The organism is Pseudomonas sp. C9-3, from assembly GCF_032392015.1.
In the GTDB taxonomy this organism is placed as follows: domain Bacteria; phylum Pseudomonadota; class Gammaproteobacteria; order Pseudomonadales; family Pseudomonadaceae; genus Pseudomonas; species Pseudomonas nitroreducens.
In genome coordinates this window covers 137,509-159,131 of record NZ_CP135919.1, presented here as the reverse complement: position 1 = coordinate 159,131, position 21,623 = coordinate 137,509, and the positions used below count along the sequence as shown (strand labels likewise).

General features: G+C 64.4%; 16 protein-coding genes. 9 read left to right on the top strand and 7 right to left on the bottom strand.

What is annotated here, in order from left to right; translation table 11 throughout:
* Positions 1 to 108: 108 nt before the first annotated feature.
* Positions 109 to 1,326 carry an alanine transaminase gene (gene alaC / locus RS899_RS00740; protein ID WP_315808850.1) on the bottom strand — a complete coding sequence of 406 codons (1,218 nt, stop codon included), beginning with the start codon at positions 1,324 to 1,326 and terminating at the stop codon, positions 109 to 111.
* A gap of 172 nt (positions 1,327 to 1,498) precedes the next feature.
* Here alaC and RS899_RS00735 point away from each other — a divergent pair, with 172 nt between their 5' ends.
* The 5 genes from RS899_RS00735 (at position 1,499) to ypfJ (ending at position 8,648) form a co-directional block, all read left to right on the top strand.
* Positions 1,499 to 2,359, top strand: a complete 861-nt coding sequence (locus tag RS899_RS00735) for a PhzF family phenazine biosynthesis protein (RefSeq protein ID WP_315808849.1) — start codon at positions 1,499 to 1,501, stop codon at positions 2,357 to 2,359.
* Between the two features lie 174 nt (positions 2,360 to 2,533).
* Entirely contained in the window at positions 2,534 to 4,060 is a 1,527-nt protein-coding gene (locus tag RS899_RS00730; protein ID WP_315808848.1) for a tryptophan halogenase family protein, read from the top strand.
* A 625-nt stretch (positions 4,061 to 4,685) separates the two neighbouring features.
* A complete protein-coding gene (locus RS899_RS00725) occupies positions 4,686 to 6,206 on the top strand; it encodes a tryptophan halogenase family protein (protein ID WP_082450621.1) in 1,521 nt (506 codons plus the stop codon).
* 201 nt (positions 6,207 to 6,407) lie between these two features.
* A complete protein-coding gene (locus tag RS899_RS00720; protein ID WP_315808847.1) occupies positions 6,408 to 7,556 on the top strand; it encodes a cation:proton antiporter in 1,149 nt (382 codons plus the stop codon).
* Positions 7,557 to 7,745: 189 nt separating this feature from the next.
* Positions 7,746 to 8,648 carry a KPN_02809 family neutral zinc metallopeptidase gene (gene ypfJ, locus RS899_RS00715; RefSeq protein ID WP_233300003.1) on the top strand — a complete coding sequence of 301 codons (903 nt, stop codon included), beginning with the start codon at positions 7,746 to 7,748 and terminating at the stop codon, positions 8,646 to 8,648.
* A 62-nt stretch (positions 8,649 to 8,710) separates the two neighbouring features.
* On the opposite strand, the gene RS899_RS00710 is transcribed toward ypfJ, so the two are convergent.
* Positions 8,711 to 9,151 carry a response regulator gene (locus RS899_RS00710; RefSeq protein ID WP_233300002.1) on the bottom strand — a complete coding sequence of 147 codons (441 nt, stop codon included), beginning with the start codon at positions 9,149 to 9,151 and terminating at the stop codon, positions 8,711 to 8,713.
* A 170-nt stretch (positions 9,152 to 9,321) separates the two neighbouring features.
* Positions 9,322 to 11,217: a propionyl-CoA synthetase gene (locus RS899_RS00705; RefSeq protein WP_315808846.1), complete on the bottom strand. Its 1,896-nt coding sequence runs from the start codon at positions 11,215 to 11,217 to the stop codon at positions 9,322 to 9,324.
* Positions 11,218 to 11,519: 302 nt separating this feature from the next.
* Here RS899_RS00705 and RS899_RS00700 point away from each other — a divergent pair, with 302 nt between their 5' ends.
* Positions 11,520 to 11,696 carry a hypothetical protein gene (locus RS899_RS00700; protein WP_089285816.1) on the top strand — a complete coding sequence of 59 codons (177 nt, stop codon included), beginning with the start codon at positions 11,520 to 11,522 and terminating at the stop codon, positions 11,694 to 11,696.
* Here RS899_RS00700 and RS899_RS00695 read toward each other — a convergent pair whose 3' ends face one another.
* The 3 genes from RS899_RS00695 to RS899_RS00685 form a co-directional block, all read right to left on the bottom strand.
* A complete protein-coding gene (locus tag RS899_RS00695) occupies positions 11,697 to 12,872 on the bottom strand; it encodes a multidrug effflux MFS transporter (protein ID WP_054908391.1) in 1,176 nt (391 codons plus the stop codon).
* 199 nt (positions 12,873 to 13,071) lie between these two features.
* Positions 13,072 to 16,224, bottom strand: coding sequence for an efflux RND transporter permease subunit (locus RS899_RS00690; RefSeq protein ID WP_054908390.1), 3,153 nt, complete (start codon positions 16,222 to 16,224; stop codon positions 13,072 to 13,074).
* Between the two features lie 12 nt (positions 16,225 to 16,236).
* A complete protein-coding gene (locus RS899_RS00685) occupies positions 16,237 to 17,421 on the bottom strand; it encodes an efflux RND transporter periplasmic adaptor subunit (RefSeq protein WP_054908389.1) in 1,185 nt (394 codons plus the stop codon).
* 155 nt (positions 17,422 to 17,576) lie between these two features.
* Here RS899_RS00685 and RS899_RS00680 point away from each other — a divergent pair, with 155 nt between their 5' ends.
* Positions 17,577 to 18,209 (top strand): TetR family transcriptional regulator, encoded by a 633-nt coding sequence (locus RS899_RS00680; protein ID WP_054908388.1) that lies wholly within the window; start codon positions 17,577 to 17,579, stop codon positions 18,207 to 18,209.
* Between the two features lie 36 nt (positions 18,210 to 18,245).
* Here the strand turns inward: RS899_RS00680 and RS899_RS00675 are convergent, their stop codons facing one another.
* On the bottom strand, positions 18,246 to 18,443 hold the full coding sequence (locus tag RS899_RS00675) for a heavy-metal-associated domain-containing protein (RefSeq protein WP_045217143.1): 198 nt from the start codon (positions 18,441 to 18,443) through the stop codon (positions 18,246 to 18,248).
* Positions 18,444 to 18,597: 154 nt separating this feature from the next.
* On the opposite strand from RS899_RS00675, the gene RS899_RS00670 reads away from it, so the two are divergent.
* Together RS899_RS00670 and RS899_RS00665 are read left to right on the top strand one after the other, a co-directional pair.
* Positions 18,598 to 19,065 carry a hypothetical protein gene (locus RS899_RS00670; protein WP_315808845.1) on the top strand — a complete coding sequence of 156 codons (468 nt, stop codon included), beginning with the start codon at positions 18,598 to 18,600 and terminating at the stop codon, positions 19,063 to 19,065.
* Between the two features lie 120 nt (positions 19,066 to 19,185).
* Positions 19,186 to 21,591 carry a heavy metal translocating P-type ATPase gene (locus tag RS899_RS00665; protein WP_315808844.1) on the top strand — a complete coding sequence of 802 codons (2,406 nt, stop codon included), beginning with the start codon at positions 19,186 to 19,188 and terminating at the stop codon, positions 21,589 to 21,591.
* Positions 21,592 to 21,623 lie beyond the last annotated feature (32 nt).

Below are 21,623 nucleotides of genomic sequence, written 5' to 3'. Positions count from 1 at the left end.
GGGCACTCTCCAGGTTCCCGCGCGGCAATGCTCCGCGAGCAGGATGGGGTGGGGGACTCCAAACAAAAAGGGCGACCGTTGGGTCGCCCTTTTTCATTCACGCACGCGTCATTCGGCTTTGGCCGGCAACAGCCCGTCGGCGCGGAACATCGCCTTGATACCCCGCACTGCCTGACGCAGGCGATCACGGTTCTCGATCAGGGCGAAGCGCACATGGTCATCGCCGTAGTCGCCGAAGCCGATGCCGGGCGATACGGAGACCTTGGCGTCCTTGAGCAGCTTCTTGGCGAACTCCAGCGAGCCCAGGTGCGCATAGGGCTCGGGGATCTTCGCCCAGATGTACATCGACGCCTTGGGGTTCTCCACCATCCAGCCCGCCTCATGCAATCCCTTGACCAGCACATCGCGGCGCTTCTGGTACTGGTCGGCGATGTCGCGCACGCACTGCTGGTCGCCTTCCAGCGCGGCGATGGCCGCCACCTGGAGCGGCGTGAAGGTGCCGTAGTCGTGGTAGCTCTTGATCCGCGCCAGGGCCGAGACCAGCTCCGGGTTGCCGACCATGAAGCCGATGCGCCAGCCGGCCATGTTGTAGCTCTTGGACAGGGTGAAGAACTCCACCGCGATGTCCTTGGCGCCCGGAACCTGCATGATCGACGGCGCCTTCCAGCCATCGAAAGTGATATCCGCGTAGGCCAGGTCATGCACCACCAGCACGTCGTAGCGCTTGGCGAGGTCAACCACGCGCTCGAAGAAATCCAGCTCCACGCACTGCCCGGTGGGGTTGGAGGGGAAACCGAGGATCATCATCTTCGGCTTGGGAATCGATTCGCGGATCGCCCGCTCCAGCTCGTTGAAGAAGTCGATCCCCGGCACCAGCGGCACCGAGCGCACCTGCGCGCCAGCGATTACTGCACCATAGATGTGGATCGGGTAGCTGGGGTTGGGCACGAGAATGGTGTCGCCGTGGTCCAGGGTCGCCAGCATCAGGTGCGCCAGGCCTTCCTTGGAACCGATGGTGACGATGGCCTCGGATTCCGGGTCGATCTCGACCTCGTAGCGGTCGCGGTACCAGTGCGAGATGGCGCGGCGCAGGCGCGGAATGCCACGGGAGGTGGAATAGCCGTGAGTATCTTCGCGCTGGGCGACCTGGCAGAGTTTCTCGACGATGTGCGGCGGCGTGGCCCCGTCCGGGTTGCCCATGGACAGGTCGATGATGTCCTCGCCACGGCGGCGGGCGGCCATCTTCAGTTCGGCAGTGATGTTGAAGACGTAGGGGGGCAGGCGATCGATGCGCGCAAAGCGGCGAGCTGAACGGGGTTCAGTCATGGTGTCCTCTGATGAACGTAGGCGCCCGGAACCGTCCGAGCGACGCCGGCCACTGCGGTGGCCTGGAAAGCGCGGCGCTGTGACCTGCGCTTTCTTGTCGGCGAACATATAGCTCGCTAGGCTGGCTGTCGAGTTTTTCTTTGCGCCGCTCAAGGGCGGCATCTGGAGGCCCATGTCCGCGCAACAGTACTGGCAGCTCGACGTCTTCGCCGACCAACCGCTCACCGGCAACGGCCTGGCGGTGTTCCCCGACGCCCGCGGCATACCCGCCCAGACCCTGCTGGCGCTGACCCAGGAACTGCGTCAGTTCGAGTCGATATTCCTGTTCCCCTCGGCCACGCTGGACACCTATTCGGCGCGCATCTTCACCGTCGACGAGGAACTGCCGTTTGCTGGCCACCCGGTCCTGGGAGCCGCTGCCCTGCTTCACCACCTGCACCAGCGCGGTGAGGAAGAACACTGGACGCTGGAGCTGCCGGCGAAAGCCGTGAAGGTTGCCACCCGGCGCCGGGGCACAGGGTTCCACGCAGAGATGAACCAAGGCGCCGCTGATTTCGGCACTGTGCTGGATGACGAGGCGCGCCGCTGGTTCGCCGAAGCCTTCTCGCTGAACGCCGCGGACCTGGCCGACTACCCGGCGGCCGTGGTCAGTACCGGCCTGCCCTATCTGCTGCTGCCGGTTCGCAGCGAAGCTCTGGACCGCGCGCGCCAGCGCACGGACCTGTCTGCCGAGCTGGCCAAGCTCAACGCCGCCTTCGTCTTCCTACTGGATGTGGATAATCGCGAAGGCCGCACCTGGGACGGCGCCGGAATCATCGAGGACGTCGCCACCGGCAGCGCCGCCGGCCCGGGCGCCGCCTACCTAGTGGAGCTGGGCAAGGCCCGTCGCGGCGAGCTGTTCCACCTGTCCCAGGGCCGTTTCGTCGGCCGCCCCAGCCAGCTCGACGTGCAGGTCGGGCAGGACGACGAAGTCCGCGTCGGCGGTGATGTCCAGTTGCTCGCGCGCGCCGAGCTGCTTCACCGATTCGCCTGACCACTGGATAGCTCGGCAGTACAGAGCGCAAACAGAAAACATAATCCCAGGAAGCGTCTGATCAACATTGAGGAATCGCCTTCCTCTGAAAGCGCAATCAGGTCCGGATAATCACGCTGACTATTTCGAAGCGCCCCGCGGCGCCCCTTACAGCAGATTTTCAGGATGCCCTTCATGTTGAATCTATCCAATTACCGCCGCGTCGCCGTTGTCGGCGGAGGGAGCGCCGGGTGGTTTGCCGCGCTCGAGCTCAGGAAACTCTTTCTCGATCAGGTCGAGGTTGTCCTGGTCGAGTCCGAGGCACTGGGCATCATCGGTGCAGGCGAGGGCAGCCTGCCCAATTTCAATCGCGCACTCGATCGCTATGAGATCGACCGTGCCGAGTTCATGCGCGAGACCCGTTCGACCTACAAGCTGGGGCTGACGCTGGAAGGCTGGCGTACCGGGAAAAAGGACGACATCTTCTTCCACCCTTTCTCGTTCCACAGCGATGGCGTGGACCTGAATGCCTGGATCGAGCCAAACGGCAGTTATCCACTGGCCTCCATCCTCCTCAACCAGGACCTGCAGCTTCATCACTTCCCCGATGCGTGGCGCCTCTACCGTGATGGGGCCAGCCAGCAGCAGGCCGAAGCCTATCTGCAGGAGCAGCTGAAGTTCTATGCCGTACCACCGATGGCCTTCCATTTCGACGCGCGGAAACTGGCGGAATACCTGCGTGAAGTTGCCCTCAAGCGCGGGGTGAAGAGGGTTAACGCGCGGGTAGAGTCAGTGCGCCTGAACGAGCGTCGGCATGTAACCCACCTGATTCTGGAGAATGGGGAGCTCGAGGTCGACTTCGTCATCGACGCCTCCGGCCTGCACCGCTTGATCATCGACAAGGCCCTGCACTCGCCCTGGGAGTCCTACTCCGATCACCTGCTGCTGAACCAGGCATTGCCTTTCTTCATCCCCGCACAAGGCGCGCACCCATCGCTGGTCACCCGCGCAATCGCGATGAAGAATGGCTGGATGTGGTGCATCCCGACCCAAGACCGACTTGGCGTCGGCTACGTCTACAGCAATCAGCACACCGACAAGGAAGGCGCCCTGCGCGAAGCCCAGGCGTACTGGGGGACGGAGATCGAGCCAGTCAACCACTTCGCCTTCTCAGCGGGCCACTTCAAGGAGGTATGGATCGGCAACGTCATGGCCGTCGGACTATCCTCCGGCTTTGTCGAGCCCCTGGAAGCCACGTCCATCGGCCAGACACTCGTCCAGCTTGCCCGGTTCAACCAAGTGGTCAGCGCCTGCGATGGCCTCATTCCGCAGCAGCTGATTGATCAATTCAACCGTGACATCACCCGCCACTGGGACGGCATTCGCGATTTCCTTTTCCTCCATTACGACACGCCACGCCAGGATACCGAGTTCTGGAAGGCGGCAAGCAGTGCGACGCCCCCTTCCACCTACGCAGAGCTCAAGCGGACGTTCGCTCTTCGTCCACCTCGCGACGTGGATCTCGAGCCCTATCGCGGCGGTACCTTCAGCCTTTTCGGACCTACCAGCTGGATGTCTGTGGCTGCGCCACTAGGCGTTCTGACCCGAAAGGCAACAGCTGCGGACCTGGTACCACTGTCGAAGGAGCAACGATGGAACATCGGTGAGTTCCTCGCCAAGGTAGAGCCGCTCATGACCGCGGAAGCTGCCATGTCTACCTAAGGACCAGCCCCGCGATACCGGCTCCTCCAGAACTTGCATGGAGCCGCCGAGCCACTCTGCTGTGCCGTCGCAGAGTGGCAGCGGGAATTGTCTTTGTACTTCTTGCGGCGCTCTTATCAGAAATCCACGCCCCACGCTGATTCACGCCGGAACTACCGAGCCGCGCGCGCAGAATCCCACGCCACTCAATATCGACAAGGAAACTGCTTCCAGAAGCGCACCGGAGCACATCTTGATCCGGCTGCCAGATCGGAGCCCATACCACGGCCAATGTGTATCTCTCCCAGGCAGCTCTTGAGGGTAACGCGGCACCTTGCCAAACGACTGGAGACGGCACGCAACCGCTTCGGAACGCCGAACCGGAGCGTCGCACTCCCCGCCGACGAACTTCCCTAAACCGGACAAGTTCTCCGTCCACTCGCAAGCAACTTCGGGCAGCACGACACGTACACATTGTCCCGAATTAATTCCTATAAATATCAAGAGCTTTTCATCACTTAAATTCCGGAAAGTCTTACACGCACTGTAAGCCCCCTGCTCTCTTCATTTCCGCGTCGAATACGGATGATTGCGGGATACCCGGAGTGCCGCACCGCACTCCATCCAGTAGCACTCCAGGAAGCCAATGATGTTGAATTTATCCAACTGCCGCCGAGTCGCCGTAGTGGGCGGAGGAAGCGCCGGGTGGTTCGCCGCACTCGAACTAAGGAAGCTCTTTCTCGACAAAGTGGAAGTCGTCCTGGTTGAGGCAGAATCGCTGGGCATCATTGGTGCCGGCGAAGGCAGCCTGCCTAATTTCAACCGCGCGCTGGAACATTACGGGCTCGACCGTACCGAATTCATGCGCGAAACCCACTCCACGCACAAGTTGGGACTGGCCTTGGAAGGCTGGCGCAGTGGCGCTCCAGATGACATTTTCCTGCATCAGTTTTCCTACAGCCATGACGGTGTCGACCTGACGTCATGGGTCGAGCCCAATGGCAGCTACCCCCTGGCCTCGATACTGATCAACCAGGGCTACCAGCTACAGCACTACCCGGCCACCTGGAAGATGTGGCAAGAAGGAGCCAGTCAGGCCACCGCGGAGGCCTTTCTCCAGAGTCTCCCGGCCAAGACGCCCATGGCCTACCACTTCGACGCCCGCAAGCTGGCCTCCTATCTGCGAGATATCGCGATCAAGCGAGGGGTACAGCACATCAACGCAACCGTCGAAAGTGTGCGCCTTGACGAACAAAGGCATGTCACCGCACTGGTATTGCCTGATCGCGAGATCGAAGTCGATTTCGTCATCGATGCCTCTGGTCTGCATCGACTGATCATCGGCAAGACGCTGAATGCGTCCTGGCAGTCCTATGCAGACCATTTGCTGTTGAACCGGGCCCTCCCCTTCTTTATCCCCTCACAGACGGAACACCCACCGCTGGTCACCCGCGCTATCGCCATGAAACATGGCTGGATGTGGTGTATTCCAACCCTTGAGCGCCTGGGGGTGGGTTACGTGTACTGCGACCGGTACACCGACAAGGAGGCGGCAATAAAAGAAGTCCAGGACTACTGGGGGATGGACATCGAGCCGGCCAACGACTTCGCCTTCGAGCCCGGCCACTACGACCAAGTGTGGCTGGGCAATGTCATGGCCGTCGGCCTCTCCTCCGGATTCGTCGAGCCGCTGGAGGCAACCTCCATTGGACAGACACTGGACCAGCTCGCGCGCTTCGGCGAATTGATTGTCGCCTGCGACGGCATCATTCCGCAGCAACTGATCGACCAGTTCAATCATGAGATCGGACGCTACTGGGATGGCATTCGAGACTTCCTGTTCCTGCACTATGACACCCCGCGCAACGACACCGAGTTCTGGCGTGCGGCGAGCAATGCAGCGGCCCCCAGCACATACAAAGAGCTCAAGCGAACCCTTGCCCATCGCCCGCCCCGGCTGATGGATATGGAGCAATACCAGGGTGGACCGTTCCGTATGTTCGGCGTGCCCAATTGGATGTCGGTGGCAGCTCCGCTGGGCATTTTGTCCCGCGAAGCGACGGCCTTGGATCTGCGCTCCCTGTCGCAGGAAAAGCGACAGCGCCTGGGCAGCTTCCTCGCCAAGGTGGAAAGCCGCATGAAGGCAGAGAGCGGCGCCTCCAACTAAGCCGGACGGACGCCACACTCGCCAGCACCAGAACGTTGGACGTTGCCTGTCTCGCAGGGACGTCCAACGTACTGAGCGATCGCCTGCCCGCTCACGCCACCCCTGCAATGCCTGAGATCGAGCGCAATGCCTCATTCGCCATTTCTTCTCCAACTGCTAGTCATACTGGCCGTTTCCCGCTTGTGCGGCCTGTTGTTAGGGATGCTGAAACAACCCACCGTGATCGGTGAAATGGCCGCTGGAATAGTGCTGGGGCCGATCGTGTTCGGTGCGCTGTTCCCGGCGCAGCACGCCGAGTTGTTCGAGCCCCATTCGCTTTCGGCGCTGTCCTCCCTGTCACAACTGGGGCTGGTGTTATTCATGTTTGTCGTGGGCGCCGAACTGCGCGCGCCTGATGGCGCGCGTGCCCAACTCAAGTCAGCAAGCCTGGTGGGTATTCTCAGCGTCCTGGTGCCAATGGTTCTCGGCTTTTTCGCGTCCGCCCTGCTCCATTCCTCCCTGGCCCCCGCCGGAGTAGGTTTCTGGCCCTTCGCGCTGTTCATGGCGGCAGCCATGTCGATTACCGCCTTCCCTGTCATGGCGCGCATCCTGAAAGAGCGCGGCATGACCCAGACACCCATGGGCCGCCTGTCGATGGCATCGGCGGCTATCGCTGACGTGCTTGCCTGGATCACGCTCGCCGTGGTCGTCGCACTGACCGGAATCGATGGCTCTACCGCCATCGTAAAGACGACACTCGGCCTGGTCGTTCTCGTGGCCGTCATCTTTATCCTGTTCAAGCCATTGTGCGCATGGCTGCTGCGGACCTACGTGAAGGACGGTTGCCCTGGATTGATGATGCTTTCGGTCCTGGCCGGCGGTGCGATGGGCTGCGCCGCTTTGACCCAGTGGCTGGGCGTCCACGCTGTGTTCGGCGCCTTCCTGTTCGGGGCCTGTCTGCCGCGGGATGATCGCCTGCTGAAAACGCTGGTCGAGCGCCTGGAGTTTCCTGCGCTGGTCCTGTTGATGCCCGTGTTCTTCGCGATTGCCGGACTCAGCACCACGACCGACGCATTCACCCCGACTCATATCGGAGCCCTGATACTGGTTATCCTGGTTGCAGTCGCCGGCAAGGTACTGGGTGGCGCTGCGGGAGCTCGCGCTGGCGGACTCGCCTGGCGGGACAGCTTTGCAGTTGGCTCGTTGATGAACGCCCGTGGCCTGATGGAACTGATCGTCATGAAAGTTGGGCTCGACGCAGGCCTGATCGGCCCCGAGATGTTCACCATGTTGTTGGTGATGGCAATTCTGACCACTGCCATGACCGCCCCGTTACTCAGCCTGTTCAGTGCACCCTCCCGACTTCCCTGAACATGGAGTCGACTGGAGTGCCGCAGGGCAGATCGGGCTCAGGCGAATCGCGCAGACTTGGCAGCGACCACGCGACTGAGCGATATCAGTGCATCCTGAGCTCAGTCCAACGCCTCGCCTGACGATCGGGCTGGCGGCAAACGCCTCCCAAGACAACACTCAACCCACTTATTCGATGGAGATGCCGCCATGCTTTGGCGCAAAGGACGACGCAGCGACAACGTAGTGGATGCCCGCGATGAAACCGGCGGAGGCATGGGCGGTGGCGGGGGCATGCGTATCGGTGGGCGTGGACTGAGCCTGGGCGGTGTGGCTATCGTCGTGGTGATCGGCCTGCTCTCCGGACAGGACCCGATGACCATCCTCGGCTCGCTGCTCGGTCAGATGGATGTTTCCCAGCAACAGGCACCGAGCCGTCCAGTGCAGGGCAAGCCGGCCACCGGCGCCGACCCGCAGGTGGAATTCGTCCAGTCGATCCTCGGTGATACCGAAGACACCTGGGGCGAGATCTTTGCCCGCAGCAACCAACGGTACGAGCAACCCAAACTGATCCTGTTCAACGGCGGGGTGAACTCGGCCTGCGGCTTCGCCTCCTCGGCGGTCGGCCCCTTCTATTGCCCGGGCGACCATCGGGTTTACCTCGACCTTGGTTTCTTCCGCGAGATGGAGCAGAAGTTCGCTGCCGCTGGCGACTTCGCCCAGGCCTACGTGATCGCCCACGAAGTCGGGCACCACGTGCAGAACCTGTTGGGCATCTCCGCCAAGATCAATGCGGCGCGCCAACGCGGTGCGCGCATGGAAGGCGCCAATGGCCTCTCGGTGCGCCAGGAGCTGCAGGCCGACTGCTTTGCCGGTGTCTGGGCCAACCATGCCCAGCAGCGCCTGAACTGGCTGGAGCCAGGTGACGTGGAAGAGGCACTGAATGCTGCCAACGCCATCGGCGACGACCATCTGCAACGCCAGGCGCGCGGCACGGTGATGCCCGATTCCTTCACCCACGGCTCCTCTGCGCAGCGCGTGCGCTGGTTCAAGCTCGGCTTCGAAAGCGGCTCGCCAGGCAAGTGCGATACCTTCAAGGCGCAGACGCTGTAAAGCACCGAACACTTCCGCTCACGGCTAGGTCGCTAGGTGGGAGCCACTGGCCTGATCGACATCTATGACTGGAAACTGCGGCAGAGCGCGCGCACGAACAGCATCGGATCCACGGGCTTAGGCAGGAAGTCCAGCACGTTCAGCGGTGTTTCCTGAGGGTCACCGCGAATATCCACCGGCGCGGACAGGACGATGATGGGCAGAAAGGTGCCGGTCCTGTTCAGTTCGCGGATGAACGCAAGCCCGGGGCCATCGGGCTCCAGGCCCAGGCCGCTGACCAGCAGATCAAGGACCGCCTCGTCGCGGAGAATGCGGCGCAACGCCTCCGCCGCGCTGCTGGCCGTCACGCAGCGCATTCCCGCGCCCTCCACCAACCGGCGAAGCCGGGCCAGCGCGGCCCGGTCGTCGTCCACCACCAGGATCACCGGCCTGTGCGGTACCAGGGGGGTGATATCGCGCAGCGCTTCGAGTTCGTCATCATCGAGTGAATGGCGGTTGATCATGGGCGCAATACGACCAGTAGAGGCACGATGCCATGATCTTAGATGGCAACTCGCCTTTATTCCTGCCGGACCAAGGTTGGGGCGATGTATGGGTACGCCGGCCGGGCAAAAAAAGGGCCGCAACATGTGCGGCCCCGGAAATACGCCGGCAGCGCCGACGTCGTGGGATCTCAGCCGGCCTTGGCCATACCGGCCCGGCCCAGGCGCTCGGCGATCTCGCCGAGGATGGCAGGATCATCGATGGTCGAGGGCGGCGCGTAGCTTTCGCCGTCGGCGATCTTGCGCAGCACGGCACGGAGGATCTTGCCCGAACGGGTTTTCGGCAGGCGCTTCACGACTACCGCCCGCTGGAAGCAGGCCAGTGCGCCGAGGCGCTCGCGCACCAGCGCCACCAGCTCACGCTGCAGGTTGCCCTCGGTGACCTGTGCGCCGTCCTTGAGCACCACCAGCCCTAGCGGTACATGGCCCTTGAGGTCGTCCTGCACGGCAATCACCGCGCACTCGGCGACAGCATCGTGCAGCGCCAGCAATTCCTCCATCTCGCCGGTGGACAGGCGGTGACCGGAGACGTTAATCACGTCGTCGGTGCGCCCCATGATGTAGACGAAGCCTTCCTCGTCCACGTAGCCACCGTCGCCGGTGTGGTAGTAACCGGGATAGGTCTTCAGGTAGGCCTGCAGGTAGCGCGGATGATCGTTCCAAAGCGTCTGCGCACAACCGGGGGGCAACGGCAGGGCGATGACGATGGAGCCCTGTTCGTTCGGTCCCAGCAGTCGACCTTCGTCGTCCACGACCTTCACGTCGTAGCCGGGTACCGCGCGGTTGGTGGAGCCGGCGCGCAGGTCGTGATCGCCATGGCCAGTGCAGGGCGCGGTCACCGGCCAGCCGGTCTCGGTCTGCCACCAGTGGTCGTGCACCGGTTTGCCGGTCAGCTCCTCGAGCCAGTGCTGGGTGGTGCTGTCGAGCTTCTCGCCGGCCAGGAACAGGTGCCGCAGCGAGCTCAGGTCATGGCGCTTGAGCAGCTCGCCCTGCGGGTCTTCCTTGCGGATCGCACGGATCGCCGTGGGCGCGCAGAACAGGCTGTTGACCTTGTGCTCCTCGATCACCCGCCAGTAGCTGCCGGCGTCCGGCGTGCGTACCGGTTTGCCCTCGTAGAACACCGTGGTGCAGCCGTTCATCAAGGGGCCGTAGACGATCAGCGAGTGGCCGACCACCCAGCCGACGTCGGAAACGCCCCACCAGACATCCCCCGGCTGCAGACCGAAGATGGTCGGCAGCGCATAGCTCAGCGCCACAGCGTGGCCGCCGTTGTCACGCACGATGCCCTTGGGTTTTCCCGTGGTGCCGGAGGTGTACATGATGTACAGCGGGTCGCCGCTGGCCACTTCCACCGGGTCAGCCGGCTGCGCGTGGACCAGGGTCTCGCGCCAGTCCATGTCTCGGCCGGCGCGCAGCTCGGCCATCGCCTGCGGACGCTGCAGCACCAGCACGTGCGCCGGTTGATGGGTGGCCAGTTCCAGGGCTTTGTCCACCAACGGCTTGTATTCGATGACCCGCTCGAACTCCAGCCCGCAGGAGGCGGTGAGCACCAGCTTGGGCTTAGCGTCATCGATACGCAGCGCCAGTTCGTGCGGCGCGAAGCCACCGAATACCACCGAATGCACAGCGCCCAGCCGGGCGCAGGCCAGCATCGCCATGGCCGCCTGGGGCACCATCGGCATGTAGATGATCACCCCGTCGCCTTTCTCCACGCCGAGCGCGCGCAAGGCGCCGGCCAGGCGTGCGACCTCATCGCGCAACTCCAGGTAGCTGAAGCGCTGCTGGGTCTGGGTCACAGGGGAGTCGTAGATCAGCGCGGCCTGGTGGCCGCGGCCCAGTTCGATCTGCCGATCGAGGGCGAGGTAGCAGGTGTTCAGGCGGCCATCGGCGAACCAGCGGTGGCTGCCGTCGGGCAGGGCTTGCAGGGTGTCCTGCGGCGCGCGGTACCAGGCCACGCGGCCGGCCTGCTCGGCCCAGAAGGCGGAGGGGTCCGCGATGGAACGGTCATGGGACTGCCGGTAACTCATCGTCACTGCCTCTTATTGTTGTTATCGAGGTCGAACAACGAGTATGGACGGGGATCGCGGCCCCACCATCAACCTTTGGTCGTAGTTACGCCGTCGCCCTGATAGCAGATTCGGCGCCATTGCTTTTCAGGATTTTTCAGCGAAGCGGCACATCGGCGGCCGAGGCCGTCTACCACGGGGCTGAAGGAAGAATCAGGCACCGCGCCACCGCATGTCGGCGACCACAGGTCGCACCTGCTACCGCCATATGACAGGACTACACTGAGGGTCCCTTTTCACCTGACTGCACAGGGGTGAGCACCATGAACATCCTCGTCCGTCCGTCCAGCCTCCGCAAAGACCAGCCGTGGGAAGTCTGCCTCGACCAGCAGGCGGTACGCTTCCGCAGCGAGCTTGAGGCGCGAAGTTTCGTCGCTACCCTCGAGGCGCGCCTGAAGGCGCCGCACCAGTTGCCCGAGTTGGTGCAACGCGCCAGTTGATCAGGCGGCGCGCTCGCTGATCTGCCCGCTCAGCCAGCCCAGCACCGCAGCCACCAGGCTGCAGGTGGTGATGACGACCGCCATGGGCAGCGCGGTGCCGTCGTGCAGCGCACCGACCAGCGCCGAGGCGCCGGCCGCTACGGTGAACTGCAGGCTGCCCATCAGCGCCGAGGCGCTGCCCGCGTGGCGGCCCTGGCTGGCCATCGCGCAGGCCGAGGAGTTGGGCATCAGGAAGCCCAGGCTGGCAATGGCGCCGAAGAGCGGAATCAGCAGCGGCCACAGGTGCTCGGGCCGGAACAGGGTGATCACCAGCAGCGCGGCCCCGCAACCGAAGTACACCCACACCGCCCGGCGCAGCCAGAATCCCGGCCCGCGATAGCGCAACAGCCGTGCGTTGACCTGTGCCATCAGGATGAAGCCGGCAGCATTGCTGCCGAAGATCCAGCCATAGTGCTCGGCTGGCACGCCATAGAGTTGGATGAAGATGAAGGGCGACCCGGCGATGTAGGAGAACATCCCGGCGATAGCCACCCCGCCGGTGAGTGCGTAGGTAATGAAGGAACGGTCGCGGAACAGCGCCCGGTACTGCCCCAGTGCGCCCCGCAACGGAGCGCGCGGCCCGGCCGGGATGGTCTCCGGCAACCACAGCGCGATGGCGCCGCCAGCGAGGGCGCTGAACAGCGTGAGCGTCAGGAAGATCGATTGCCAGCCGGACAGGCTGAGCAGCAATCCGCCTCCCAATGGCGCCAGGATCGGCGCCAGCCCCATCACCAGCATCAGTTGCGAGAAGGCCTTGGCGGCGGCGACCGGGTCGCACAGGTCACGCACCACCGCCCGCGAGATCACCATCCCCGCGCAGCCGCCCAGTGCCTGGACGAAGCGCGCGCCGATCAGCCATTCCAGGCTCGGCGCGACGGCGCAGGCAACGGATGCCAGGGTAAAGATGCTTACCCCCAGCAACAGCGGGATACGCCGACCAACGCGGTCGGCCAGCGGGCCGTAGAGCAATTGGCCGATGGCGAGGCCGGCGAAGTAGGCGGACAGGCTCAACTGCACATGCTCGACGTCGGTACCGAAAGCCTGCGCCAGCGTGGGGAAACTGGGCAGGTAGAAGTCGATGGCCATGGGCCCGAAGGCGCTCAGGGCGCCGAGGATCAGCAGGATGCGGAGGTTCATGGATCACCTGATCACACCGGGTCGCCGGATGGCGCTGAACAGCGCGGGCAGTTCGGTGTGGATAACGGGTTGGCGCGCACGGATGGCGCAGCGAAGCCATGCATTGTGGCGAGCGCCGGGAAATTAGCAAGCTCCCTAAGCAACTCCCGAAACAAAGGGAGGGACAGGCCCGGCTGGCGTAGCCGGACCTGTCGGCACCTCAAGCCTCGTGCGCCCCCTCTGCGGCGGGCTTGGCCTTGTTCTTGCGGCCGCTGAGCTTGTCGGCGGCCGACTCCACCAGCATGTAGAACATCGGGATGAGGAAGGTGGCCAGCAGGGTCGCGGCCAACATTCCGCCGATCACCCCGGTACCGATGGAGTGGCGGCTGGCCGAACCAGCCCCGGTGCTGATGGCCAGTGGCACGCAACCGAGGATGAACGCCAGCGAGGTCATGACGATCGGGCGGAAGCGCAGCTTGGCCGCCTCGAGTGCCGCTTCCATCGGGCCCATGCCCTGCTCTTCGCGGCACAGCACGGCGAACTCGATGATCAGGATGGCGTTCTTCGCCGCCAGGCCGATCAGGGTCACCAGGCCGACCTGGAAGTACACGTCGTTGTCCAGACCACGGATCCAGATCGCCAGGATCGCCCCGAATACCGCGAAAGGCACCGCGGTGACCACTGCCAGCGGCAGGGTCCAGCGCTCGTATTGCGCCGCCAGGATGAGGAACACCAGGATCAGGCCGAAGATGAACGCGGTACTGCCCGAGCCCTGGGTCGCCAGCTCCTGGTAGGCCGAGCCGATCCACGCCAGGGTGTATTCCTCGCCCAGTGTTTCGTTGGCCACCTCCTGCATCGCCGCCAGCGCCTGCCCGGAGCTGTAGCCCGGAGCCGGCCCGCCGAGCAGCTTGGCCGCCGGGAAGACGTTGAAGCGCGCGTAGGAGTCCGGCCCGAGGATCCGCTTCACGCTGACCAGCGTGGTCAGCGGGACCAGATCGCCGGTGGCGGAACGCACGAAGACCTGGCTCAGGTCGTCGGGCCTGCGGCGGAACTCCGGTTCGGACTCCAGCGTTACCTGCCAGGTGCGGCCGTACAGGCTGAAGTCGTTGACGTAGTAGCTGCCGAAGGTGGACTGCATGGCCGTGAACACGTCATCGATGGCCACGCCCAGCGAGCGCGCCTTGGTGCGGTCCAGGTCGATGTAGTACTGCGGCACGTTGGCGTTGAAGGTGGAGTTCACCCCGGCAAGTTCCGGTCGCTTGGAAGCGGCCGCGAGGAACTTGGTGGTGACCTCCTCCAGTTGCTCGGAGGTACCGCCGCTGCGGTCCTGGATATAGGCCTCGAAGCCGCCGGTGGTACTCATGCCGGTAATCGGCGGCGGGTTGAAGGACATCACCACGCCATCTTCCTGCCCGGCGCCCATCTTCATGAATTCACGGGTCAGGTTGCGTGCATCCAGCTCGGGCTTGTCGCGCTCCTTCCAGTCCTTCAGCGGCACGAAGGAAACCCCGGCGTTGCTGCGCGTGCCGAAGGTGAGGATGTCGAAACCGGCGAAGGTCACCACGTCCTGTACTGCCGGATGCTTCATCAGCTCCTGGGTCACCTCGCCCGTGAGCTTCTCGGTGCGCGTCAGGGAGGCCGCCGGCGGCAGGAAGTAGGCGTTGATCACGTAGCCCTGGTCTTCGTCCGGCACCAGGGAGCCCGGCACCCGGCCGAACAGGATCACCAGCAGCGCGATCATCCCGCCGAACAGCAGCAGCCCGATCACCGCGCGCTTGAGGAAGAACTGCACACCAGCACCGTAGCCGTTGGTGGCGCTCTCGAAGACCCGGTTGAACCAGCGGAATGGCGCGGCCGGTTCCTTGTGCTCGTTCTTCAGGATCAGCGCGCACAGCGCCGGCGACAGGGTCAGCGCGACGATCCCGGAAATCACCACGGACACCGCGATGGTGATCGCGAACTGCTTGTACATCTGTCCGGCCAGGCCGCCGAGGAAGCCGACCGGCACGAATACCGCACAGAGCACCAGCACGATAGCGACGATCGGACCGGTCACCTCGTTCATCGCCTTGATCGCCGCTTCCTTCGGACTGAGCTTCTCCGTGCGCATCACCCGTTCGACGTTCTCCAGCACGACGATGGCGTCGTCCACCACGATGCCGATCGCCAGCACCATGCCGAACAGCGACAGCAGGTTGATCGAGAAGCCCATCAGGTACATGCCGGCGAAGGTGCCGACCAGCGAGACCGGGATCGCCAGCACCGGGATCAGGGTCGCGCGGATGTTCTGCAGGAAGATGTACACCACCACCATCACCAGGATCAGTGCCTCGATGAAGGTGTGGATCACTTCCTCGATGGAGACCTGCACGAAGATCGTGGTGTCGTAGGGAATCTTGTAGGTAATGCCCTGAGGGAAGCGCTTGGACAGCCGCTCCATGGTGTTCTTCACCGCCTCGGCAGTGTCCAGGGCGTTGGCCCCCGGCTGCAGGTAGATACCGAAGGCGGCGTTCTGCTGGCCGTTGAGGGAGGTCATCAGGGAGTAGTCCTGCGCCCCCAACTCGACCCTCGCGACGTCCTTGAGCAGCAGGCTGGCGCCGGTCTGGTCACTACGCAGGATGACGCTCTCGAACTCCTTGGGATCGGTGAAGCGGCCCTGCGCCGTGGCCATGTAGGTGAAGTCCTGCGGCTCCTTCATCGGCTGCTGGCCGAAGCTGCCGGCGGCGAATTGCGAGTTCTGCTCGCGGATCGCATTCACCACGTCCGTCGGCGTCATGTTGTATTGCGCCAGCTTGTCCGGCCGCAGCCAGATGCGCATCGAATAGTCCTTCGAGCCGAACTGGCTGACATCGCCGACGCCGGGAATCCGCTTGAGTTCGTCGATGACGTTGATCAGCGCGTAGTTGCTGATGAAGATCGGGTCGCGGGAGTTGTCCGGCGAGAACAGGGTCACCACCTGGAGGATGTCGGAGGATTTCTTCTCCACCTTCACGCCCTGCCGGCGCACTTCCTCGGGCAGCTTGGCCAGCGCGGCCTGGACCTTGTTGTTGACGTCGATGGTCGCCTGGTCCGGATCGGTGCCGACCTCGAAGTACACAGTGAGGCTCATGGCACCGCTGCTGTCGGAGTTCGACAGCTGGTAGATCATGCCTTCGACGCCGTTGATTTCCTGTTCCAGCGGCGCGGCCACGGTCTCCGCGATCACCTGCGAGCTGGCGCCGGGATAGGCGGCGCTGACCGAGACCTGCGGCGGCACGATTTCCGGGTATTGGGCGATGGGCAGCGCACGCATGGCCGCCAGGCCCGCCAGCAGGATCACGATGGAAATCACCATCGCGAACACGGGGCGTTCGATGAAGAAGCGCGAGATCACAATGAGCGCTCCTTAAGACTGGGTCTGGGCGGGTTGCGCCGCAGGCTGCTGCGGCGGCGCTTCGCTGGCCTTGACCGGCTGGTCCGGGCGCACCTTCGGAATGCCCTCGACGATCACATGGTCGCCGTCATCCACCCCGGCATCGATGATCCAGCGGCCGTTCACGGTCTTGCTGGTGGTCACCTGGCGCACACGGGCGAAGCCATCCTTGTCCACCACATAGACGAAGGTGCCGCGTGGTCCCTGGGCGAGGGCACGCTCCGGCAGAGTGACGGCGTTGCTCTGGGTAATGCCGGTAATGCTGATCCGCACGAACTGCCCCGGAATGAGCTGGTTCTGCGGATTGGGGACGACAGCCCGGGCGTTTACCGTACCGGTGCCGGTATTGACGAAGCTGTCCGTGAAATCGACGACCCCGTCCAACGGATACTTCGTGCCATCGCCGAATTGCAGCTCGGCGGTGAGCTTTCCGCCCTTGGGCAGGATGTACTTCCCGCTCTTGACCCCGTCCTTCATGAGCGTCGCCTGGGTATCGGGATAGGCGAAATTGACGTAGACCGGGTCAAGTTGCGTGAGCTTGGTCAGCAGGCTGGAGTTCGGATCGTTGGCCGCCACCAGGCTGCCCTCGGAACGCACCTCCTTGCTCGCCATGCCGGAGATCGGCGCGGTCACCGTGGTGTAGTTGAGGTCGATCTGCTTGGCCTGGACGTTGGCCCGGGCGGCCTCCACGTCGGCCTTGGCCTGTTCGAAATCGGAGGTGTAGCGATCCAGTTCACTTTCGCTGGCGAAGCCTTTGGCCTGGAGTTCACGAATCCGCTTGAGGTCACGCTCGGTCTGGCGATAGCGCGCCTGGGTCTGCGCCAGCGAACCCTTGGCCTGGCCAAGCGCGGCCTGGTAGGGGCGCGGGTCGATGCGGAACAGCACCTGGCCCTGCTTCACCGGACGGCCCTCTTCATAGGTGCGCTGCTGGAGGATGCCGCTCACCTGGGCACGGACTTCCACTTCACGGAAGCCGGCAGTTCGCGCCGCATACTCGAACGTCAGCGGTACCGGCGCGCTCTTCGCCACTTCAATGGTCACCGCGGGAGGGGGTGGTGCCGCTGCTGCGGGCTTGTCGTCCGCCCGTACTCCGCTGGCGAACAGGACTGGCAACCCAACGACAACAAGCGCGACGGGCAAACGGCGGGCAAACGGCATGTAACCTCTCCATGGAATTGACTGACGGCGGAACTCAGAAGATCGACGATTGCACGACGTTTACCTACGCCAGTGTCTGTAAAGCACTGTTCGCGCTATAAAATCAGTAAACTGCCCGTCACTCAGTGATCCTAGCCTGTATACCAACAAGCGCCATGAGAAGAACTAAAGAAGATTCGGAACGTACACGCCAGACGATTCTTGACTCGGCTGAGGGCCTTTTTTTCGAGAAAGGCGTCTCCAATACCAGCCTGGAAGAGATCGCTCGCGCCGCCGGAGTCACCCGCGGGGCGGTGTACTGGCATTTCCAGAACAAGGCGCACCTGTTCAACGACATGCTCAATCAGGTTCGCCTGCCACCGGAGCAGCTCGCCCAGCGGCTGTCCGGTTGCGATGGCCACGACCCGATCGAGTCGCTGTTCCAGCTCAGCGTGGAGGTCGTCGAGAACCTCGCCCGCGACGAGCAGCGTCGGCGCATCCTCACCATCCTCCTGCAACGCTGCGAGTTCACCGACGAACTGCGCGATGCGGAAGAGCGCCACAATCATTTCGTCCGGCAGTTCATTGAGCTCTGCGACCAGCTGTTCAGCCGCAACGATTGCCGCGACCGCCTGATGCCGGGCGTCACGCCCAAGATTGCCTCGCGCGCGGTGCACGCGATGATCTTCGGCCTGCTCAGCGACTGGCTACGCGACCCGGAGCTGTTCGATCCGGTGCAGGAAACCCGGCAATTGTTCGATGCCGTGTTCCGCGGCCTGGTGCGCGACTGGCACCCCGCCAAGGTCTGAGGGCCGGCAGGGCGCCGGCCCGGAAGGGATGAAACGTCAGGCGGCCTCGGCCTCGTAGCCTTCCTCGCGGATCGCCGCGAGGATCGCCGGTTCATCCAGGCGGCTGGCTACGCGGACCTCGCCGGCGCCCAGGTCGACCTGCACGTCCGCCGCAGCGTCCAGCGCCTGCACCGCCTGGGTGATAGCCCTGACGCAGTGACCACAGCTCATGCCTTTGACAGTGAAGGTATGCATGGAATGTCTCCTCTGATGAATTGAAGCACTGGATGCAGTCTCGACCTTGCCACGGTGGCAAGGTCAAGCCTCTCTCGTCGACGTCGTCTTGCACTTGTCCTACGTCAGGCTCTAAGCCAAGCTGCGGAAAAAGCTGACACATCGGAGAACGCCCATGCGCCGTTCCCTTCTGCTCGCAACCGCTTTCGTCGCTGCCCTGCCCTGGCTTGCCTGTGCCGATGGCATGCCCGGCGAACCCACCACACCCGCCGCGCCCGCAGCACCCTCGGCTCCGCCACCGAGCACCCCGGGCTCCTGGCCGATACCCGACGCCCAGCCGGTGGCCTATGCCGTGCTGATCGTCAGCCGTGAACGGCTGGATACCGGCACCGCCTGCGACATTGACCTCTACGTGCAGGACGAAAAGGTCTCGCGCCTGCAGCCTGAAGGCGAAATCGCCCTCAACCTGCCACCGGGCGAAGTCTCCCTGCGCCTGCAGACAGCCAACTCCGGCCTCTGCCGCAGCGGCATCCAGCCGCTGCGCGCACAGTCTGTCCAGCTGCATGCCGGCGAAGTGCGCAAGTTCCGCATCGCCAACAGCGAAAGTGGCCTTTACCTGATGCCGGTCTCCAGCGGCAGTTGATAAAGGGGCAGTTGGAGCGCGGCCGCGGATTTGACCTGCGGCAAGATGACAGCGAACGAGGGTTGACCTTGCCCTCGTGTCAAGGTTGATGCTATCGGGGAACTTCAGGGAGAAAGCCCCATGAGCAGCGCCAACCCCATCGAACTCGACCTGCCCGTCTCCGGGATGACCTGCGCCAGCTGCGCCGGTCGGGTCGAGCGCGCCCTGCGCAAAGTGCCCGGCGTGCAGGAAGCCAGCGTCAATCTCGCCAGCGAACAGGCCCGCGTCCAGTTGGCCGCGCCCTCCAGCGACGCAACACTGCCGGCACTGGTCGCCGCGGTCGAGCAGGCCGGTTATCGGGTGCCGTCCCACAGCCTGGAACTGGCTATCGAAGGCATGACCTGCGCCAGTTGCATCGGCCGCGTCGAACGCGCGTTGAACAAGGTTCCTGGCGTGCGCTCGGCCAGCGTCAACCTGGCCAGCGAACGCGCCCACGTCGAACTGCTCGGCGCCGTGGATGCCGCCACGCTGATCACCGCCGTCGACAAGGCCGGCTACAAGGCCCGCCCGATCGAACCCGACCAGCCCGCTGTGGACCCGGCCGTGGCCCGCCTGGCGCGCGAGCGCTGGTGGCTGGCCGCCGCCATCCTGCTGTCGCTGCCGCTGGTGCTGCCGATGGTGGGCGACTGGTTCGGCCAGCACTGGATGCTCCCCGCCTGGGCGCAATTCCTCCTCGCCACACCCGTGCAGTTCCTCATTGGCGCGCGCTTCTATGTCTCGGCCTACAAGGCCGTGCGCGCCCGCAGCGGCAACATGGACCTGCTGGTCGCCCTCGGCACCAGCGCCGGCTACGGCCTGAGCCTGTACATCTGGTACGCCGCCGCCCCGGGGCAGATGCCGCACCTGTACTTCGAAGCCAGCGCCGTGGTGATCACCCTGATCCTGCTCGGCAAGTACCTGGAAAGCCGCGCCAAGCGCCAGACCGCCGCCGCTATCCGGGCGCTGGAAGCCCTGCGCCCCGAACGCGCGACCCGAGTGCGTGACGGCATGGAAGAAGACGTCGCCATCGCCGAGCTGCGCCTGGGCGACGAAGTGCTGGTACGCCCCGGTGAGCGCTTCCCGGTGGACGGCGAAGTCCTCGCCGGCCAGAGCCATGCGGATGAAGCCTTGATCACCGGCGAGAGCCTGCCGGTGCCCAAGGACATCGGCGACCCGGTCACCGGCGGCGCCATCAACGGCGAAGGCGTGTTGCGCGTGAAGACCACTGCGCTGGGCGGCGAAACCGTGCTGGCGCGGATCATCCGCCTGGTGGAGGACGCGCAGGCCGCCAAGGCGCCGATCCAGAAGCTGGTGGACAAGGTCAGCAACGTCTTCGTCCCGGTGGTGATCGGCATTGCGCTGGTCACCCTGGTCGGCTGGCTGATCGCCGGCGCCGGCTGGGAACACGCATTGATCAACGCCGTGGCCGTGCTGGTCATCGCCTGCCCCTGTGCCCTCGGCCTTGCCACACCGACCGCGATCATGGCCGGCACCGGCGTGGCGGCCAAGCACGGCATCCTGATCAAGGATGCCGAGGCCCTGGAGGTCGCCCACGCGGTGACTGCCGTGGCCTTCGACAAGACCGGCACTCTCACCTCCGGTCAGCCGCGCATCACCAATCTCGCGGCGCCAGGCGACGAAGCCGAAGCCCTGGCCCTCGCGGGCGCCCTGCAACGCGGCAGCGAGCATCCGCTGGCCAAGGCCGTGCTGGATGAGTGTGCCGAGCGTGGACTCAATCCCGCTGCTGCCGAGGCTACCCAGGCGCTCACCGGGCGCGGCATCCAGGGCCGAGTGGGAGACCGCCTGCTCGCCCTGGGCAACCGGCGGATGCTCGACGAAGCGCAGTTGCCACCCGGCGCGCTGGCCGACTCCGCCGCGCAATGGGAGGCAGAGGGCCGCACCTTGTCCTGGCTGATCGAGCGCGAGCCGCAGGCCCGCGTGATTGCTCTGTTCGCCTTCGGCGACAGCCTCAAGGAAGGCGCGAAAACCGCCATCGACGCCCTGCGCGAACGCGGTATCGACAGCCACCTGATCACCGGCGACAACCGTGGCAGCGCCAAGGTCGTGGCCGATGCCCTGGGCCTGGACGATGTGCACGCCGAAGTACTGCCCGGCGACAAGGCTGCCGTGGTCGGCGCGCTGCGCAAGGAAGGGAAAGTCGTGGCGATGGTCGGCGACGGCATCAACGACGCCCCGGCACTGGCCGCGGCGGACGTTGGCATCGCCATGGGCGGCGGCACCGACGTGGCCATGCATGCCGCCGGCATCACCCTGATGCGCGGCGACCCGCGCCTAGTCCCGGCGGCGCTGGATATCTCCCGGCGCACCTACGCGAAGATCCGCCAGAACCTGTTCTGGGCGTTCATCTACAACCTGGTAGGCATCCCGCTGGCCGCCTTCGGCCTGCTCAACCCCGTGGTCGCCGGCGCGGCGATGGCCGCCTCCAGCGTCAGCGTGGTGAGCAACGCTCTGCTGCTCAAGCGCTGGAAACCACAGGATCACCAATAAGACACGCGCCCTCGCGCTAGAAGCGGGGGCGC

Coding starts and splice junctions, on each gene's coding strand:
- RS899_RS00675 (WP_045217143.1), bottom strand. CDS start 18,443: ATGCATACCTTCACTGTCAAAGGCATGAGCTGTGGTCACTGCGTCAGG.
- RS899_RS00735 (WP_315808849.1), top strand. CDS start 1,499: ATGTCCGCGCAACAGTACTGGCAGCTCGACGTCTTCGCCGACCAACCG.
- RS899_RS00725 (WP_082450621.1), top strand. CDS start 4,686: ATGATGTTGAATTTATCCAACTGCCGCCGAGTCGCCGTAGTGGGCGGA.
- RS899_RS00710 (WP_233300002.1), bottom strand. CDS start 9,151: ATGATCAACCGCCATTCACTCGATGATGACGAACTCGAAGCGCTGCGC.
- RS899_RS00720 (WP_315808847.1), top strand. CDS start 6,408: ATGCTGAAACAACCCACCGTGATCGGTGAAATGGCCGCTGGAATAGTG.
- RS899_RS00665 (WP_315808844.1), top strand. CDS start 19,186: ATGAGCAGCGCCAACCCCATCGAACTCGACCTGCCCGTCTCCGGGATG.
- alaC (WP_315808850.1), bottom strand. CDS start 1,326: ATGACTGAACCCCGTTCAGCTCGCCGCTTTGCGCGCATCGATCGCCTG.
- RS899_RS00695 (WP_054908391.1), bottom strand. CDS start 12,872: ATGAACCTCCGCATCCTGCTGATCCTCGGCGCCCTGAGCGCCTTCGGG.
- RS899_RS00700 (WP_089285816.1), top strand. CDS start 11,520: ATGAACATCCTCGTCCGTCCGTCCAGCCTCCGCAAAGACCAGCCGTGG.
- RS899_RS00670 (WP_315808845.1), top strand. CDS start 18,598: ATGCGCCGTTCCCTTCTGCTCGCAACCGCTTTCGTCGCTGCCCTGCCC.
- ypfJ (WP_233300003.1), top strand. CDS start 7,746: ATGCTTTGGCGCAAAGGACGACGCAGCGACAACGTAGTGGATGCCCGC.
- RS899_RS00685 (WP_054908389.1), bottom strand. CDS start 17,421: ATGCCGTTTGCCCGCCGTTTGCCCGTCGCGCTTGTTGTCGTTGGGTTG.
- RS899_RS00680 (WP_054908388.1), top strand. CDS start 17,577: ATGAGAAGAACTAAAGAAGATTCGGAACGTACACGCCAGACGATTCTT.
- RS899_RS00730 (WP_315808848.1), top strand. CDS start 2,534: ATGTTGAATCTATCCAATTACCGCCGCGTCGCCGTTGTCGGCGGAGGG.
- RS899_RS00705 (WP_315808846.1), bottom strand. CDS start 11,217: ATGAGTTACCGGCAGTCCCATGACCGTTCCATCGCGGACCCCTCCGCC.